Source organism: Litorimonas cladophorae, assembly GCF_014652455.1.
Lineage (GTDB): Bacteria > Pseudomonadota > Alphaproteobacteria > Caulobacterales > Maricaulaceae > Litorimonas > Litorimonas cladophorae.
In genome coordinates, this window is the sequence record NZ_BMYV01000003.1 from 364,221 (window position 1) to 381,684 (window position 17,464).

Annotated in this window: 19 protein-coding genes; 8 read left to right on the forward strand and 11 right to left on the reverse strand. The window is 52.8% G+C overall.

Annotated elements, in window-relative coordinates:
* Positions 1–40 precede the first annotated feature (40 nt).
* The 3 genes from IE073_RS13605 to gshB form a co-directional block, all read right to left on the reverse strand.
* Positions 41–1,387 carry a CCXG family PEP-CTERM protein gene (locus IE073_RS13605; protein ID WP_189587072.1) on the reverse strand — a complete coding sequence of 449 codons (1,347 nt, stop codon included), beginning with the start codon at positions 1,385–1,387 and terminating at the stop codon, positions 41–43.
* A gap of 234 nt (positions 1,388–1,621) precedes the next feature.
* On the reverse strand, positions 1,622–2,779 hold the full coding sequence (locus tag IE073_RS13610) for an AAA family ATPase (protein WP_189587073.1): 1,158 nt from the start codon (positions 2,777–2,779) through the stop codon (positions 1,622–1,624).
* 47 nt (positions 2,780–2,826) lie between these two features.
* Positions 2,827–3,774: a glutathione synthase gene (gene gshB / locus IE073_RS13615; protein ID WP_189587074.1), complete on the reverse strand. Its 948-nt coding sequence runs from the start codon at positions 3,772–3,774 to the stop codon at positions 2,827–2,829.
* Between the two features lie 190 nt (positions 3,775–3,964).
* Between gshB and IE073_RS13620 the strand changes: the two genes are divergently transcribed.
* The 6 genes from IE073_RS13620 (at position 3,965) to IE073_RS13645 (ending at position 7,516) form a co-directional block, all read left to right on the forward strand.
* Positions 3,965–4,657 (forward strand): fasciclin domain-containing protein, encoded by a 693-nt coding sequence (locus tag IE073_RS13620; RefSeq protein WP_189587075.1) that lies wholly within the window; start codon positions 3,965–3,967, stop codon positions 4,655–4,657.
* Positions 4,658–4,802: 145 nt separating this feature from the next.
* A complete protein-coding gene (locus tag IE073_RS13625; protein ID WP_189587076.1) occupies positions 4,803–5,501 on the forward strand; it encodes a fasciclin domain-containing protein in 699 nt (232 codons plus the stop codon).
* A gap of 95 nt (positions 5,502–5,596) precedes the next feature.
* Positions 5,597–5,911, forward strand: a complete 315-nt coding sequence (locus IE073_RS13630; protein WP_189587077.1) for a YbjQ family protein — start codon at positions 5,597–5,599, stop codon at positions 5,909–5,911.
* Complete coding sequence (locus IE073_RS13635) at positions 5,911–6,351, forward strand: YbjQ family protein (protein WP_189587078.1); 441 nt, start codon at positions 5,911–5,913, stop codon at positions 6,349–6,351. Before IE073_RS13630 ends, IE073_RS13635 begins: the two co-directional genes overlap by 1 nt.
* The gene (locus IE073_RS13640) at positions 6,348–7,178 is read left to right on the forward strand and encodes an alpha/beta hydrolase (protein ID WP_189587079.1); all 831 of its coding nucleotides are present in this window, start codon (positions 6,348–6,350) and stop codon (positions 7,176–7,178) included. The genes IE073_RS13635 and IE073_RS13640 overlap by 4 nt, the downstream gene beginning before the upstream one ends.
* Positions 7,175–7,516 (forward strand): ArsC/Spx/MgsR family protein, encoded by a 342-nt coding sequence (locus IE073_RS13645; protein ID WP_189587080.1) that lies wholly within the window; start codon positions 7,175–7,177, stop codon positions 7,514–7,516. The genes IE073_RS13640 and IE073_RS13645 overlap by 4 nt, the downstream gene beginning before the upstream one ends.
* Positions 7,517–7,549: 33 nt before the next feature.
* Here the strand turns inward: IE073_RS13645 and IE073_RS13650 are convergent, their stop codons facing one another.
* Genes IE073_RS13650 through rsmI form a run of 3 tightly spaced genes read right to left on the reverse strand, consistent with a single transcriptional unit; the run spans position 7,550 to position 9,869 of the window.
* Complete coding sequence (locus tag IE073_RS13650) at positions 7,550–8,515, reverse strand: BON domain-containing protein (protein ID WP_189587081.1); 966 nt, start codon at positions 8,513–8,515, stop codon at positions 7,550–7,552.
* A 57-nt stretch (positions 8,516–8,572) separates the two neighbouring features.
* Positions 8,573–8,953 (reverse strand): YraN family protein, encoded by a 381-nt coding sequence (locus IE073_RS13655; protein ID WP_189587082.1) that lies wholly within the window; start codon positions 8,951–8,953, stop codon positions 8,573–8,575.
* A gap of 10 nt (positions 8,954–8,963) precedes the next feature.
* Positions 8,964–9,869: a 16S rRNA (cytidine(1402)-2'-O)-methyltransferase gene (gene rsmI / locus IE073_RS13660; RefSeq protein WP_189587083.1), complete on the reverse strand. Its 906-nt coding sequence runs from the start codon at positions 9,867–9,869 to the stop codon at positions 8,964–8,966.
* A 41-nt stretch (positions 9,870–9,910) separates the two neighbouring features.
* Between rsmI and IE073_RS13665 the strand changes: the two genes are divergently transcribed.
* Positions 9,911–11,308 carry a penicillin-binding protein activator gene (locus tag IE073_RS13665; RefSeq protein WP_233350104.1) on the forward strand — a complete coding sequence of 466 codons (1,398 nt, stop codon included), beginning with the start codon at positions 9,911–9,913 and terminating at the stop codon, positions 11,306–11,308.
* Positions 11,309–11,349: 41 nt separating this feature from the next.
* Here IE073_RS13665 and IE073_RS13670 read toward each other — a convergent pair whose 3' ends face one another.
* Together IE073_RS13670 and IE073_RS13675 are read right to left on the reverse strand one after the other, a co-directional pair.
* On the reverse strand, positions 11,350–11,964 hold the full coding sequence (locus IE073_RS13670) for a hypothetical protein (RefSeq protein WP_189587085.1): 615 nt from the start codon (positions 11,962–11,964) through the stop codon (positions 11,350–11,352).
* Positions 11,965–12,024: 60 nt separating this feature from the next.
* Positions 12,025–12,789, reverse strand: a complete 765-nt coding sequence (locus tag IE073_RS13675; protein WP_189587086.1) for a hypothetical protein — start codon at positions 12,787–12,789, stop codon at positions 12,025–12,027.
* 793 nt (positions 12,790–13,582) lie between these two features.
* On the opposite strand from IE073_RS13675, the gene IE073_RS13680 reads away from it, so the two are divergent.
* Positions 13,583–13,765: a hypothetical protein gene (locus IE073_RS13680; RefSeq protein ID WP_189587087.1), complete on the forward strand. Its 183-nt coding sequence runs from the start codon at positions 13,583–13,585 to the stop codon at positions 13,763–13,765.
* Here the strand turns inward: IE073_RS13680 and IE073_RS13685 are convergent.
* The 3 genes from IE073_RS13685 to IE073_RS13695 form a co-directional block, all read right to left on the reverse strand.
* Positions 13,749–14,771, reverse strand: coding sequence for an endonuclease/exonuclease/phosphatase family protein (locus tag IE073_RS13685; RefSeq protein WP_189587088.1), 1,023 nt, complete (start codon positions 14,769–14,771; stop codon positions 13,749–13,751). The two genes, IE073_RS13680 and IE073_RS13685, sit on opposite strands and share 17 nt — an antisense overlap.
* A gap of 160 nt (positions 14,772–14,931) precedes the next feature.
* Positions 14,932–15,861: a D-Ala-D-Ala carboxypeptidase family metallohydrolase gene (locus IE073_RS13690; protein ID WP_189587089.1), complete on the reverse strand. Its 930-nt coding sequence runs from the start codon at positions 15,859–15,861 to the stop codon at positions 14,932–14,934.
* A 25-nt stretch (positions 15,862–15,886) separates the two neighbouring features.
* A complete protein-coding gene (locus tag IE073_RS13695) occupies positions 15,887–17,395 on the reverse strand; it encodes a L,D-transpeptidase family protein (protein ID WP_189587090.1) in 1,509 nt (502 codons plus the stop codon).
* Positions 17,396–17,464 lie beyond the last annotated feature (69 nt).

Here is a 17,464-nt window from a genome sequence, read left to right on the forward strand (position 1 = left end):
CGCGGGATTGGCAAGCCCCAAACGCGTTGCGCCCCACAGCTCAATCCAAGCGCCCCAAAATTCGGATGGAGAAGCTGGGTTGATCTCCGCTGTCATTGGGATTGAATTCGCCTGAGGGTGTGAACCGTACGTGGGTGACGTCGCCGTCAAATGGGGTGGATGGGACATAGGTGAAATCTGTACCATCTATAGAAAAGGACACATTGTCGCCCGTATCTGTAGGACCACCATAAGTGAAGCCCAAGCCTGACGGGACGGCGCCATCATCGAATTGAAACACCCTTGTCCCCGTGGTCATGAGGGACATATTAGGTGGGAACACATCGGTCAGTGCGATTGTGCCTGCATCAACTTTTTGCCCGGGGTTTGTGATTTCCAGATCGTAACGCGCAATCGCACCGGGGATAAAATATGGCGTCGGACTGGATGCGTCCATCACGAGGGATTTGGTCGCCCCCAATTCTGTGCTGCAACTCTCGGCGCTGGCTTTGGCCACGCTCACCGTCGTCGCGATACAGCGCGAGGCCCGCAGGGAGAAGTTTGACGAGGACAAGTCCTGCCAAGGTCCACCCGGGGCGCGCGCTTGAAACCCCGTGGGGCCATCGCAGCACCCTTCAAAACCCAGAGCTTCATAGCGGTGCCAGCCTTCGGGCAGGAAGATGTCGCCCTCTAATGTCTCCGCGGTATTGCCGTAATTATTTGCCCACCACAGATCGTCATTCCATTGTTCTTCTAACTCGACCCCACGCACATAGAGATGCCCGCCGCGTCCGAAATCCCCGCCATAGCGAAAGCCCCACGTGCCTTCTGTTGCGGAAGTGACGTTTAAAACCGCGCTGACGCACCAGCCATAATTGCCATTTGTTCCGCCCAGCGCGCGATTGTTCAGTCCCGAAATCGTGGTGCGGACACTGTCATCCACGTCGACCGTCGCGGCGCTAAATTGCGCGAGCCCATCGGCAGGACTGATCGGGTCAGCGGTGGAGACGCGACTGCGCAGACGCACGCCTACATCGGGGAACACGGCCCCTGCATTATTCCCAGAAGGCAAGCTTTCATCGCCCAAATAGATATACAGGGTCTCGCTTGTGCCGGGCGGTAAGGTCGGCAGGCGGACATAAAAACTCGCTGTGCGCGCCACACTGTCCCAGCCCGCCACGACGAAATTCACAGGCGTCAGATCATCGCCCAAAAAGACGCGGGCATCATTCCCGGCCAGCGAGAAATTATAACTGGCTGGAATATCGGCACTGGTTAAATCAATTCGGATTTCATCGGCGTGGCCCGCTGCGCCCGCCGTAATGGTGACGGGAATACGGTGACGGAAGCTACAGCTTTGTTCTGGCCATTCGGCATAGGCCAGCTGGGCCTGAAAGCTGAGTGTCAAAACACTCAGACAAACCAAAAGAAACCGCGCCAGAGCGAGGTGTCGAGAATATACGATCCTCTCCGTCCACATGCGCAAGAGTGTGAGGGGTTATGGTTAATTAGGGGTTTATGGGGTTTTGGGGGTGGTTAGAAGGTCGCCCTGTCAGCATCTTGTGCTGCGGGATTATTTTTGTTGATCCGTAGATAGGCCAGACACGCGGGATTGGCAAGGGGGGAGTTCAGGTTGCTCCCGTTATCGACTGGGCCACGCCCAATTGGTTTGATTGTCCAAACTCACTTCTGTTTCGCCGTGATCTTTCTTCAACGGAATAATCTGGCACTGAATTTCTGTTGTCAGGTAATCAATTAGAATTTTTGAATGTGAAATAATCAAAATCTGCGATTCCTCTGACGCCCGCGCAATCAAGCGCGCAAGTGGCGCGAGCAAGTCTTGGTGCAAGCTGGTTTCAGGTTCATTCAACACCAAGAACTCTGGCGGTCGAGGGCTTAATAGTGCAGCGACCAACAGTATATAACGCAGTGTCCCATCGGAAAGCTCGCGTGCCGACAACTGTCGCAGCAATCCATATTGCGACATGAGGAGCTGGAACCGTCCGTCCCGAATATCAAGAGATAGGGACGCACCAGGGAATGCATCTTCGATTGTAACGTCCAAGGCTCGACGATCGCCAATTTCCATGATTGTCTGAACCGCGGCGGCCAAATCACTGCCATCAGGACTAAGAATCGGGGTCCGCGTCCCAATTTGTGATTGACGGGCGGGCGCATCTTCGTCCGTGCGAAAATGATCATAAAACCGCCATTCGCGCATTTTCTCGCGCATCAGTAATAGCTCCGGCGCAAGGCGTGGGTCGACGCCATGCATCATCATACTGTCAAATGACGCAATGTCTGAACCGGTCGTATGCCATGCCCCTGTTTCATTATCCTTTAGTGATACATGCGGCCCTGCCCGTTTCGCAATCGTAGTTGCGGGGCGCAGAACCTCGCCGACCCAAACAATTTCTTGTTTGATGACCGGATCATTTGCAAAAATGGATGACCCTGGAACGGGCAAGCCCAAATCGACGAGGTAACTGTAATCCTCGCTGGCGTAACCCAGTTTTAGCGCGACAGGTTTTTGTCTGACCGTTCCTTGAAGCGGGTGCTCACCACTGCGCATCGCGCGGGAGATATTTTCGGGGCCTGCCCAGAGCGTTGACGGAAAGCCGCCCTCTTTCGCGAGGGACGAAAACAACTGCCCGCGCGAGGTCTCAGTTAAAAGTTTCAGCGCCTTAAAAAGAGAAGATTTCCCACTGCCATTCGGCCCTGTAACAATATTCACATTCTCCAGGTGGAGTTTCACATCTCGTAGTGAACGGTAACCAGAAATAGCAAGTTTTGTGATCATAGTTTACGTATGACAGCTATGGGTTGCGGATTTCTAAATTAATGCGCCTAGTTTAATTTAGTCGCTATGGCGTCCCAACATAAACTCGCCGCATCAACCCCACTGAATCGCTTAAGTTCCTGCACGCCCGTTGGGCTGGTAATATTTATCTCTGTCATTTTATCGCCAATGACGTCGATGCCGACCAAGATTTGACCGCGTGCCTTTAGCATTGGGCCGATGGCGTTGCAGATGCGCAGGTCGTCTTCGGTCAGTTCGGTGGGAACCGCTTGACCGCCAACATGCATGTTGGAGCGGGTTTCGCCCTTTTGCGGGACGCGGTTGATGGCGCCCACGGCTTCGCCGTCGATAATTAGAATGCGTTTGTCGCCCTTGACGACCAGCGGGAGAAAGGCTTGGGCGATGACGGGTTCGCGCGAGCTTTCCATGAACATTTCAAAGATCGAGCTGTAATTCGGGTCGCCCTTTTTGATACGGAAAATCCCCGCGCCACCATTGCCATAAAGCGGCTTGAGGATGATGTCCTTATATTCGGCGCGGAAGGCATCAATCGCCACGCGGTCCCGAGAGATCAGCGTCGCCGGCATCAGCTCTGGGTAATCCAGCGGTAGGATTTTTTCGGGGCAGTCGCGGACCCATTTCGGATCATTCACGACAAGGGTCTTGCCCTCTAGCCGCTCCAGAATATGGGTCGCCGTGATATAGGACATATCGAACGGCGGGTCTTGGCGCATCCAGACGACGTCAATATCGGTTTCCAGATCAATCAATTCACGTTCGCCAAAGATCGCAGGTTGGCTCTGATCGCGCTGAACCGTCATGGGTCGCGCGCGCGCCAAAATCCGTCCACGATCATAGGTCAGATGTTCTGGCCCATATTCCCACATCGTCCAACCGCGCGCTTGGGCGACTTCGGCCAAGGCGAATGTGGTGTCCCCGTCAATATTGACAGTTTCCATTGGGTCCATTTGGAAGGCAACGTGCTTGCGGGCCATAAGTTTAGTCTCGTTTCAGTTTGGTCTTAATTGGGACGGATAGGGCGGGAACTCAACCGCGCAAATGCGTGTTGTATGATTTAGCACGTCCGCGTGCAGGCATCGCGGCACTCGCCCCTGCGACAGTCTGTCTTGGAACATATCGGTCCCCCAATCGTACTTGAAGTAACCCCCACACTAGGAGACATACATGACTAACTTTTTGAAACTCGCTTCCGTATCTGCTTTGGCACTCGCGCTCACAGCTTGCGCCTCCACAGATAACAAATACTCCGTCGGCGTTGATGACAATGACCAGTATAGCTCCACAGCCGATGGGTCAGATGTTGAACTCTCCGATGCGCAAACATTTGGCATGGATGATGATGATCAGTTTGAAGCCACAACAGACACGAAAGCCGAAGGCGTAATGTTCGGCGGTGCGATGATGTATCCCAACAAGACAATCGTCGAGAACGCCAGCGCCGCAAACAATCTGACGACATTGGTGGCTTTGGTGAAACAAGCGCAACTCGTCGAGACATTGTCCAGCGACGGCCCGTTCACGGTCTTCGCCCCAACCGACACAGCTTTTTCCTATGTCCCATCCGAAACAACGACGGCGTTGATGCAAGATGAGAACCGCGAATTGCTGCAAGGCGTCCTGACCTATCATGTCGTCGCCGGTAAAATCACAGCGGCCGATTTGATTGGCAAAATTGAAGCCAATGGCGGGTCATTCTCCGCAGACACCGTCGCGGGGTCGCCCCTGAAATTCCGCGTCATGGACGGCAAAGTGAAAGTTATTGATGCCAAAGGCAACATGGCGACCGTGACAAACGCCGATGTCATGCAATCTAATGGCGTCGTTCACGTGGTGAACTCGGTCTTGATGCCGAAATAGCGCAACACAAACTCTAACAACGGTTCCGGCGTCTCTTCCCTCCCCGCCGGAACCACCCCTACCGAAGCTGTTGGCCACAAAAAAGCCTTAGACGCGTGTCATAGACCGCAGTCCAGCCCCCTCCCCCCACAATTGGAGACTTAATATGACTAACTTTTTGAAACTTGCATCCGTATCTGTCCTTGCTCTAGCGCTCACCGCCTGTGGCGCAGAAGATTCCAAAATGGCCGATAAGGTCGCCGAAACAACCGTCGCCGCAGAAGCCGATATGAAAGCTGCTGCCGCCAAGGCTGAGGCCGAAATGAAGCAAGCTGCCGCAAAGGCAAAAGCGGAAGCCGACAAATTGCAAGCCAGCATGAACGTTAACGTCATGGTCGGCGGCGCAGCCATGTCGCCGACAAAGACAATTGTCGAAAACGCAAGGCAAGCCGATAATCTGAAAACCCTCGTCGCCTTGGTCAAACAAGCGCAGCTTGCCGATACGTTATCGCGCCCCGGTCCTTATACCGTCTTCGCGCCAACCGACGCAGCGTTCAAAGCCGTCCCAAAAGAAACAACGGCCGCCCTGATGAAGGACGAAAACCGTAAAACACTGCAAGGGATTCTGACCTATCATGTGGTTGCCGGCAAAATGACCGCGTCAGATCTGGTCAAACAAATCGAAAAGAACGGCGGGTCTTACACAGCCGAAACTGTTGCAGGCGGCGATTTGAAGTTCCGTTTGGATGGGTCAAAGGTGAAAATTACGGATGGAAAGGGCGGTGTGTCCACCGTCACAATCGCCGATGTGATGCAATCCAATGGCGTTGTTCATGTTGTCGACACAGTGTTGATGCCGAAATAAATCTCAAAGCGTTTTAAACGCACTTCGCCCCGTCGCGCCTTGCGCGGTGGGGCTTTTTTGTGTCAGGGAATAGAGCAACTTATAAAGGCTACCGCATGATCCTCTCGAACACTGAAACTATTCCTGGTTCTGAAATCACCCGCCACATCGGACTGGTTCAGGGCAATACTGTCCGCGCTAAACATGTCGGGCGCGACCTGATGGCGGGTCTGAAAAACATCGTGGGCGGAGAGCTGCGCGGATATACGGAATTGCTTGAAGACGCGCGCAAAGAAGCCACCGCCCGTATGATCGAAGCGGCCCAGATCCGAGGCGCAAATGCTATTGTTAATGTTCGCTTCTCGACCAGTGCCATCACAAATGGGGCGTCAGAACTTTATGTTTACGGCACGGCTGTGGTGATCGCCTAATGTACGAGCTCGGCTTCAGTGCGCTCTTGCTAATTATCGGCGTGATATTTGGCACGCGGGCACAACGAAAACATATTGAACAATTGGACAGGCGCGAAGCTGCGCTATCCTATTTGGTCGTGACTAATTTGAAAACGATCCCTGATGGCCTGGGCCAGCCCTTGCTGGTCACAGGGTCAGTCGTGATCGCATTTGATTATTTCCGTCGCTTTATCGCCTCCATTATCATGTTAGTCGGTGGAAATATTTCCATGTATGAGGTGATGTTGGACCGTGCGCGGCGCGAAGCCCTTGTCCGTTTATTGGAACAAGCAGACGCCGCAGGCGCGCGCGAGGTTCATAATGTGCGTTTCGAATTTTCGCGTGTGGGGTCTTCCGCACAGCAAGCCGGTGTCGGTGGTGGCGCGGAATTATTCGCTTATGGGACAGCTGTACGATGAGTGATTTTACCTGCAACTCCACCGACGGGACGCAACTCATCGGACGTCATTGGCCCGTCGAGGCACCCAAAGCGGTCATGGCGCTCGTCCATGGATTTGGTGAACATTGCGGCCGATATGAACTGATGGCGACCTATCTTAATGCGCATAAGATCGCCGTTGTTGGAATCGATCTGCGCGGACATGGCCGCAGTCCCGGCCCGCGCGGGGTTATCCATCATTATGATGACTTCCGCGCCGACTTGGCTGCCCTGCTAAGCAAAACCCGAAAATTCTATGTCGACACGCCGATGGTGCTTTACGGACATTCCATGGGCGGTGGATTGGTCTTGGACCATGATTTGCAAAGATTAGATAAGATGCCGATCATCGCCAGCGCACCGTTAATTAAATTAACCGAGCCCATTCCAAAGCCAGTGCGGGTCATCGCGAAACTGATTGGAAAAATAAACCCCAATGGCGCGATGTCTCAACCGATTGATGGGACAAAAATCTCGAATATTCCCGCTGAACAAGCCCTCTATATGGAAGATGAGCTTTGTCATGGCAGGCTAGGATTCCGCTTAGCCGAGGGTATGGTCAGCACGGGTGAAAATATTGAAGCCCGAGCAAGCGAATGGGATCGACCTTTATTACTGCTCCATTCAGAAGCCGATCAGCTGACAGGGTTTGACGGGTCGGCGAGATTCGCGCACGCAGCGAAACAAGTGGAGTTTCACGCTTTTGAGACGCCGCAACACGAGATGCATAATGATCTATCCCGAGACGACGTTTACACCTTAATGCGCGACTTCATCCTGTCGCAGAGCGAGCCGAAAACCGCATGAAAATCTATCACCTAAAAACCTGCGACACGTGCCGCAAAGCCATCAAAGCGTTGCGGGCAGCAGGTCACGACCCCGTATTACACGACGTCCGCGCCGACGGTCTGGATCGGCCCACCGTTGAAGCTCTTGAAGCCACCCTTGGGTTCGAAGCGTTGGTTAATAAGAAGAGTACAACTTGGCGTGGTTTGAGTGATGAGGTCAAATCAGGTCTATCGCGCGACACTGCGGTCGCGCTGTTGATTGAAAACCCGACACTCATGAAGCGCCCCGTCATTGAACATAACGGACGCTATACGGTCGGTTGGACAAAGGATGTGCCCGCGACTTACGGCTGTTAGACGTTAGATCGTTTGTAACGACCTTCGACCAAGCTAACGAATGACGAGGGGCAACATATTTCCATCGGCATCATAACGGATAGGAATTTCTTTACCCGTGTCTGGATCAACGTAGTAAGGCGCGCTCTCGATAACAGAAACGGCTTCACCCGCTTGACCCGTGCGATAAGCGCCCAACTCATCATCTGTTGGCAATTCTTTGCCAAGGCGTTCTCCCATCTCAATATGTTGAGGTGCCGTTGGCGCGTTAAATGGGATGGGTTGGTTTAAAGGCACATTGGTAATCGGTGCAGGGCCTTGGGCATCATAGGAAGGCGCTTGATATGTCGGCGCTTGGGGAAGCGGACCATCTGGGGCGACCTGCAAAATGCTAGGTAACTGACGTCGTGGGGTAATGATGGCGTCGGCTTTGGCTTGCAACTCTAAGCGTTTCGAAGCGGGGAGATCTGCAATACGTGCATAAGAAATAACCTGCCGTGTACCACGTGTCGTGGCAGCAATTTCTGCGGCACGCTTTAACTCTTGATCGGTACGGGCGACGCCCATCAGATAGACAATGCCATCATGCGTTTCGACGTTGTAGTTCCGCGCTTTCACCAGCTTGTCCGCTGTCAATCTGGCGCGAACCGACTTTTCTAAAATTCCGTCTTTTGCATTGCGAACGAATGATTGCTTACCTTTGATCAGGACTTCATTCCCAACCTGTTGAATGCCGCGCGCTGACCACGCAATGCGGGCAGCTTCGATTTTATCTTTTTGCGTCGGAACATTCCCAGACAGAAGCACAATGCCCTCAGCGACTTCGACGTCGACACCTTTCAGGTTGAAATCCAACGCCCGTGTCATACGCGCCTCGATCACGCGGCCCGCGTTAACGTCTTTAACGGATCGCACAAAGCTACGCTCGTCTCCCTTGGTTACGCCCGCCGTCGCAACGGCGCATCCAGAGAGGGTCGCAGCCAAAAAAAGAGCAAAACTAGGGCGGATGAGATGTTTCATAACCAGAAGTGTAAAGGAACAGGGTGAACGGAAGGTTACCCGAACTGGCACATTCTATTAAAACCCTGTAAACGCATTAGCCGTGTAATGCACGCGGGAGAAGGACGTTAACCGCCCTTCGATCACCGCCAAATCAAAGCGGATTTCGAATTCTGTGCCAAGGGTTTCAAAGTTCCGCTCGACCCAGATTTCGGCGGCTTCCATGACGCGAGAAATATTGCTGGCGGTTAAGATATCTTCTGTCTTTGAGATGCGGTCACGCTGTTTGACCTCGACAAAGGCAATCACATCTTTCTTCCGGGCGATAATGTCGACCTCGCCTTCAGGTGTTTTGAACCGTTGAGCCAGAATTCTCCAGCCGCGAAGCTTTAGCCAACGCGCCACATGGTCTTCGGCTTTACGGCTTTCGGCTTCGATTTGACGGCGGCGTTCACTCATGCAGGCAAGTTCACTTTTTAAGAGATAAAGCCAGCGCGTAGACATCGCGTTTCGCCCATCCCGACATTTCGGCGACTTGCGCACTGGCGCGTTTGACTCCGTCTTCCGGGATGATTTGCTCGAGGGCAGATTGCACGCGCGCGTCGTCCCAGCCCGTGTCTTCGCCCGGAGGGCCGACTAAAAGCACCAATTCGCCGCGCGGTTGATCGACCTCAACCGAAGCAATCAACTCGGCAAAACTGCCCACCCGAGACTCTTCATAACGTTTCGTGAGTTCCCGGGTTAGGACCACATCCCGTTCACCCAGAACTTCGGCCATATCGGTGAGACAAGCTTTGATACGCGGACCAGTTTCGAAGAAGACGAGCGTGGCTTGCACCGATTTCAGGGCTTCGACCTCCCGTTTTCGTCCTGCGGATTTGGCGGGCAAAAACCCCGCGAAGAGGAAGCGATCACTTGGAAGCCCCGACTTCACCAAACCTGCCAAGACGGCCGACGCCCCCGGCAGCGGAAATACATTATGCCCTTGGGCCACAGCTTCGCGGACGAGCTTGAATCCTGGGTCTGACACCAACGGGGTCCCCGCATCACTGACGAGGGCTACGCTTTGCCCCTCGGCCAGCCAGCCCATGACCTGCGGGATTCGGGCTGCCGCATTATGGTCATGATAGGCGGTTAGCTGGTTTTTGAGGTCATAGGCCTCAAAGAGTTTGCCTGTCTGTCGGGTGTCCTCGGCTAAAACGCGGTCCGCTGCGCCCAAAACATCAAGGGCGCGCAAGGTGATATCGCGAAGATTGCCAATGGGCGTCGCCACGACATAGAGGCCAGGCTCCAAATGAGGTGTATCAGGCAGGCCCAATTCCCTTATCGGGTGTTGCGGGCCGGGCTGGTGCGGCTTAGAAGATGAAATAGACACAATGATGATCCGCGCGAATGCGTAAGAAAGTTAGACCGAACATGCCCAACCCAAATCCGTTTGGCCACTCTTTAAAAATTGCGCTCCTTTTGGCGTGTACGGCCCTTGTTTCGGCCTGTACCACCACGGGCCCCACAACCACGCAAGGCCCGGCCCCTGTCGTCCAGCGTCCCGTCGATCCGGTCGTCACGACGCCCACAGATGCGGAAACGGAAGTTCCAGACGAAACTGAAACGGTCGTCAATGAAACACGCGCCGAAAGCACGGACATTCCCGATGAGCCAGAACGCGTACAAGCCGTTCCCGAAGGCACCTATTACAATAACCGCGATGGCCTGACCCCGCCACATATGGCTGGGCGCGACACCAAACGCCTCGCGCTTCTCTTGCCATTCTCGACGTCCTCCTCGCGCCTCGCACAAGAAGCGCAATCTATGTATCGCGCGGCTGAAATGGCCGTATTTGCGCGCGATGACACAGATGTCTTGCTGATTGCACTGGACACCAAAGGCACAGAAGACGGCGCACGTTCGGCGACCAAGGCCGCAATTTCAGCGGGGGCAGATGTCATCCTCGGGCCAATTTTGGCCAATAATGTGAAAGCGGCCACAGCCGAGGCCCGCCGCTCCAAAACGCCTGTTATTGCATTTTCAACGGATCAAAATGTTGCGGGCAATGGCACCTATTTGCTGTCTTTCCCGCCGGAGGCCGAAGTTCAGCGCATTGTTGATTATGTCTCTAGCACAGGCACGACCCGCTTTGCCTTCCTAGGCCCTGACAGCGCCTATGGCCGCCGTGTGAAGGCCGCCTATGAAGAGCGTGTTCAACAGAACTTTGGCGAAGTCACGGCCTCCGAAACCTATCAAGGCAACGACATCAGCGTCATGCAGGCGCCTGCGCAAAAACTCGCGCGCTTCCACGCCGAAGGGGAAGCGCTCGCGCGACGAAATAATAATACGACACCGATGAGTTTTGAAGCCATTCTCCTGCCCGAAGGCGGAACCGCTTTACGCTCCCTTGCCCCGCTGCTGCCCTATTATGATATTGATCCAGCAGACGTGCAATTTATCGGCACGTCACGTTGGGCCGATCCCGACACCGTCCGCGAACCCGCCCTCAGCCGCGGTTTGTTCGCAGGGCCAGATAAGGACACGCAACAACCGTTCTTGGATGCCTATGATCGTACCTATGGTGAAACAGCTTCAACGCTGGCAAGCCTTGCCTATGATGCGGTGATGATGGGCGCTTATGTTGCCGATGGCGACCCGAAGAAGCGCTATGATCGCGCGGAAAATCAACAAGGCTTTTACGGTGTAGACGGCCTTGTCAGTTTCGACGCAGACGGACGTCCAGAACGCGGCCTCGCGGTTTACCAGATCTTGAACGGACGCTTTGTTGTGGTGGACCCTGCCCCACGCACAGTAATCGGCGGGAGTTAAGGCCCGCCTTCCGCTTTATTTTGCATTGGAACCCAACGAACTCAGTGTTGACCTCTATTGTTTGGGCCCAGCATTGACCATATTTGAGCCCAATCTCCGTCGGCTTTGACGTATAAAAAGACACAGAGCGTAATAACCTGCAAGAGCGCGACAATAGCGATGAGCTGTGTCGCATATGGCCAATTTCCTGTGTCAGGTCTTTCCGGCGAAATGTCGATGTCAGTCGCACCTTGAGCCGAAACCCAGGCGATCTGACTTGCGGGCATGATGGTGCGAAGACTAGGCGCTTTGACAAATGACAATTCCACAGATTTGGCATCCCAATACCACCGCTGTTGCCATCCTTCTATGTCGGTAAAAGGCACGAAAATAGGGCGGTGAAAAGGGGCGAGCCAGCGAATTGGTTTTAATCCGATACCATCCGAATAAACGCCGATCGTCAAAATTCCTGCATATGTCCGGGCGGGTTTACCCTTGGCATATAGGACCATGGACCTCCGTTTCTTGACAGCAATCGGCCTTCTCCAAGACCTTCCATAGGCGCCTGCGAGCACCTCCCACTCTTCAGCGTGACGTTTGTAAATGAAGCCACAAATCGTCACGACGAAGACAGCGCCAAAAATGAAAGTGATGGTTTTTTGAATGAGGTCAGCCAATGGCTCGACCTTCGGCTTTTTGATCGGATATCCCCAAATTATGCGGCGAATTTGTCATCATCACGCACCGTCTAAGTTTCTTTTTATGAAGTCGATGATGTGGAGTTCAGACGCATCTGGATCACGCGCGTAACCCGAAGAGAATGGAGTTGTAATTCCAGCCGGTCTTTCCAAGGTTCTGTCTTCATAATAATCGACAAGCTGATCATCCGTAGGCGTGATTAGCCGCAGTTCATATTTTTTCCCAACATGAGTATTGCTCCGCAGAAAAGACGTGTTGGAGCCCTCTGCGAAAATTAAGACAGGCTCTTTCAGGTTCAATACCGCGTGAATTGAGTCGGGAAGATCGCGGCAGATTGGGATGTTTATTTTTCGCGAAAGGGTTTTCCCCGCAGAATGCGAATGGCAAAATTCGGCACGTCGATATTGCCGATAAGCTTTGGCGAGCCGATCATTCTCAACTTGCGGAAATTGAACCATGCGGCTTTCTTTTTTTATCAAATCAATATGCGATTGATGGTAACGTCCAACCGTAACAAATTTTCTCGGCATGCGTCCGGTGAGAGAAATTCTCTCCAATTTGGCGAGCTGTTCCTGCCTTTGATCGGCTTTCCTATCCGCCTTGAAATGTTGAAACTTAATTGCCAGAAACGGGAATGAAATGATGCCAAGGCCGATGGTTAGAAGAATTGTTTTGCCGACAATCCCTCTGGATTTGAAAGCCGTTGCGACAAAACCTAATCCAACGCTCAAAAACCCGAGATAATATAATACGGCCACCAAGAGCAGCGGAAACACCAATATCCAGAATGCTAAGTTGTCCACCCGAACTGACCTCCCAGCGCCAAACCTAATATAGCTTCGTAAAAATTAACTGAATTGCAGGCTGGAATTGGTTTCCAATTCAGATGTCACGATGTCCATATCGGCAAAACGCCAACACCCGAAAGGGTCTTTCGACCGAGGCGGGCCCTAATAATCCAGCTTATTGCGCAACCTAGATACAATCATTTCAATTGCTTATAGAAAATTTTGACAATCGTCTCCCCGTCGTCGAATTCTGCGTCATTTTAAGATGGTCTTTTCACAACGGGCGACCAAGCGTACGTTGTCTTGTTCGGTGGGAAGCGGCGCTTGTCATTGGAGTTTCGCGGGTAACGTCGTAGGATTTGGGTGGCCTAACGAGAGCTATTTGTCGCGAGACTGGATGGTATGGCCAATTCGTCCATTTCTGTTTTCACAAAAAATAGAAATATCGAAAAATGGGCAGCCTTGGCCCAATATTCGATCCTTAATTAACAGAATTGCACCAGGAGAAAGGCGTCGTCGCGTGGGGTCTTTACAATGGAAACAGTGGGAAGGCTCAAAACTAACTTTTAATGGGTTCCACCCGAGCCTGACCACCCGCGCGAACACACCGTTTTACGGGCTAAAATCTTTCCCAAAGTAATTGAAAACGAAACGAAGGCAGCACGGAAATGAGGCAAAGATGCCCCGACAAATAAACCCGCGCGCGCTGCGGCGACGACTGTGAAATTTGCAGGCTGAAGATGCCTGCCAGCAAATATATCTGACGCGCGCGAAACGGCGGGCGGAGCGAAGCGTCGAAACGCGCCTAATGGCGACGCCAAATTACGGGCAATTGCGCCGTGCTGTTACCAATGCTGACGTTCAGATCATCATCGATGATCTGGAATTAAAGGTGACCAATGCGGAACGCTCTGCTATGGGACTGCCGCCGCTCAAGATCCTCTTCGAAAACCAAGCGCCGATAGAAGCCGGCGTTACGCATCCGTCATAAGACCCAATTCAATGACCAGTGGAAAATGGTCTGAACCCGAAGCATCTAGCCTTCGGACATTTTGCAGCGCGAAATGATCCGAAATAAATAGATGATCTAGCGGCCATCTTACGAGCGGGTTTTTCGCATTATAACTATTGTAAAGCCCGCGTCCCCGACGCGGATCCAACAAGCCACTGATGCGCAGGAACGCCTTGGTTGTTGAGGACCACCCGACATCATTCAAATCACCCGTCACAAGGATTGGGCTCGCATGTTGACCCGCTTCCTCGGCAATCAAGATAAGTTCCTTATCCAGATCGGCGGTGTCATCTTCGGGACGCGGCGGACGCGGGTGGACGCCGTAGAACCGCAAGGGTTCACCCTGCCCAATATCCAGATCAATCGTCAGAGACGGAATATGATCCTGTACCAAATAACGTTCATCCACCTTCAATATCGGAAATTTTGAGTAGAAAAGCATGCCATTGAAATCTTCCAGCGGCAGCAGATAAGTGTGAGGAAAGCGCGACTTGAGGACGGCGAGGCCGTCAGCCCATTTCTGATCTGTTTCAACAAGAAACACGATGTCTGGGTCATGTGTCTCGATCTTATCTAACATGGCATCAAAGCGGTCATTCTCCATCAGGACGTTGCCTACCAACAGCCGCAGAGGCATGTGACCCTGATCAGGGTTGAGCGTCGGCACCTGTTTTTGACCTAGCGATGTGAATGGTAAAATATCTCGTAAACACAAAATGGCGCACAGGATAAAGGCGACCAAAAGCGCCAAATGCCAAGAATTTTGCAAACCATATCCTAAGATCAGGATAAGTGCCGTGATCGTCAGCAGCGCCAGCATTTGCAAACGCGCATAGGTCCAAGCCCTCAACCAGTAGGTTTGCTCTGGCATGAGGGGGATCAATGAGCCCACGATGAGGCCGGCACTCCAAATATAAAAAACGATATCAATAATGTTCGTTCGGCCTTCTGGTAGGGAGAAGACAACCCCAAAAAGGTCAGCCAATCTCACGATTCATGCCAAGTTTGCGGCGCCAAAGCGCCCACATACTTTTAAGGCGGCTCATTCTACCAAACCGCAAAGCCCGGAAAGGTTCCCGATCTGACCAATAATCCTACGGCCCGTCGCTTTAGGCCGAATAGATAAAGTTCAAAAATGGCGGAGTCTAACGTCCCCAGCGCGCGGAATATCCGCGCGAATCAATATGAATGAAAGGGCCATGCGCGGAAGTAGACCCATAGATACCGATGCCGCCAAAAGGCCAATCACGGCCGCCTTTCTTGGCGAGGCTTTCGGCAAGGCTAGCTAACTTTCGCGCGTCATCCTTATCAATTTTACCGTCGCCATTGAGGTCATCCATGCGACCATCACCGTCACCATCCAACCAAACGTCAGCCGCGCCGCCATAAAGATGTCGAGAAGACGTCGTACGGTTCCCGATAGAGCGGTTGTAATGGGGCGTCCGAAAGCCGCTCATCACATGCAGCGTATCGGCCTTCCAACCCCGGGCTGCCGCTGCTTCTAGAAGTGTCTCAAGTTTGATCAAGGTTTCTGGCCTGACAAGCAAATATGTCGGATCATGCCCAGGTTGTTGCTTGCAGATGAATTGTCCCAAAGTGAAATGCGGCGAGATTTTTAAATCCGCGGGGCCATCGGATAAGTCAATAAACCCTCTCGGCGCAGCATAGGTCGGCAGGTCCTTAAACAAGGTCTTGCGATAGGCGCCAATTTTATAACCATTAAGCGACGCGTTTTCGGCGTTTTTAAAGGGCGTCAGGACGAAAATTTGAAGTGTTATTTTCTCGCCATCTTTATCAAAGGTCATCTCATGACGTCCCGGTTCAGACGGGGCTTGCCATTTCCAGCCTTTGTCTGAAAAACTCAGATCACCAGCGGCGACCGTCGGGCTTGCTTGGCTTTTCATAATGAGGGTTTCGGACGGCATGACGCTGGTCATCAAGATGGACAGGTCGCTTGTGATGCCCTGAAAAGAGATCGTAAACCCAACCCTATCGGCGGCATGTGCCGTCCCAGAAGAGAAAGCTAGACCGCTAACGCCGAGTGCGGTCGCGATCATCGATTTCATTTTATTCATATAGGAAATGCCTTTTAAATAGACGCTAAGACGTCCGAGGTTTTGCATTAAGACCAGAGAGCACCTTGGCGTCGCGGTCGTAAATATCATCCAAATATCGCACGCCAAACTCACCCTCACTCACGGTCGTGAAATAAAGAATATGAACAGGCACGGGCTTGGGCAGATTGACGCGGGTTTCTTTTCCCGTCGCCACGACACTATCAATGCGCGCGCGATCCCAGTCGGGTGAATTCATAAGCCACGCTGAGAGGTCCAGCGGGTTTTCTGTACGTAAACAACCTGAAGAAAACGCACGTTGCCTTTGGGCGAAAAGGCCTTTGGTTGGCGTGTCATGAAGATAGACATTATGGACATTCGGGAACATGATTTTGACTTTCCCCAAAGCGTTCAAATCGCCGGGGCGCTGACGAATGCGATAAGGAAAGTTTTGTGGACTAACATTGTTCCAATCAATCGAAGCCGAAGGTACAGGCTGGCCTTGACGGTCCAAGATCTGAAAGCCGAGGCGCTCGACCGCAGACGGATCCTTGCGGAATGTCGGAAGTTTATCGCGGGTCGCCAGCGAATTTGGCGTTTCCCACCACGGGTTCAAAACAATATATTCGACAACGTCAGAAAAAACAGGTGTCTTCCGATATGTGCGCCCGACAATCGTCAAATGGGTGCTCTCTTGCACGCCTTCATTCCAAGCTGTGACGTTAAAGCCCGCAATATTTGCGCGCAGGTGACGTGTTCCCAAATTATCTGGAAGCCAACGCCACCGCTCCATGTTCACACGCAATTGATTGCGCTTGCCAGCCGTGCCCCGATTAAGCGCCGCCAAGGTCGCCGGACCCACGGCGCCATCATCATCCAAATCCGTAGCGAGTTGAAAGGCTTTCACGGCCTCTGTCGTCGCACTATCCATAAGGAGGCCATCAGAGGCGGCCGTCAAATACCCAAGTTCGACCAAGCGCAATTTGAGGAGGCCCACACGTGCATTTGACATGTTCGGCTTCAGCGTCTCCCCCGTCGGGATCAATGTCTGTGGCTTTTCGGCGTCTGCGCGCAGGACGGCGAGTTCTTTTTTTAACGCAGCGTAGCTGGGCTGTTTGGGCGCAAATTGTTCCAAACTGCTGGCAACCGTCCCCGCGTTTAACGCAGCCAGAAGAGCTGCAGGGAGATCGGCCTCACGTCGCGCCGCTGTCCAATCGGGTTCGACCGATGTCGGATTAAGTTTTCCGTAAAGCATATGGGCGGCTGCGGAAAACCACGCATCGGTGGCAAGTTGATCTCTTTTTTCGTCTGCAATCGTTGACGATTTCAACGCGTCCAAGTGATAGTCATTTGGGTTTAATCCATGCGCGCCTAGACCGTCCAAGGCCTGCAGTAGGGCCGAGAAATTGGCCTCACTTTTCCAGACAGTTTTGGTGGGGGATTGGGTGTAAAATTTAGACGTCGCAACGGGCGCATTCAAAGGCGTGACCTGGGCCAAAGCTTGAGACGCCAACGTCGTCAATACGACACTTAGTGCTAAAGATCGAAAAATCATGGAATACCAAACTGGGCCGCCCACGGTAGGCAAAGGCCTCTCTATACAATGCAATATCCTACGCTAATT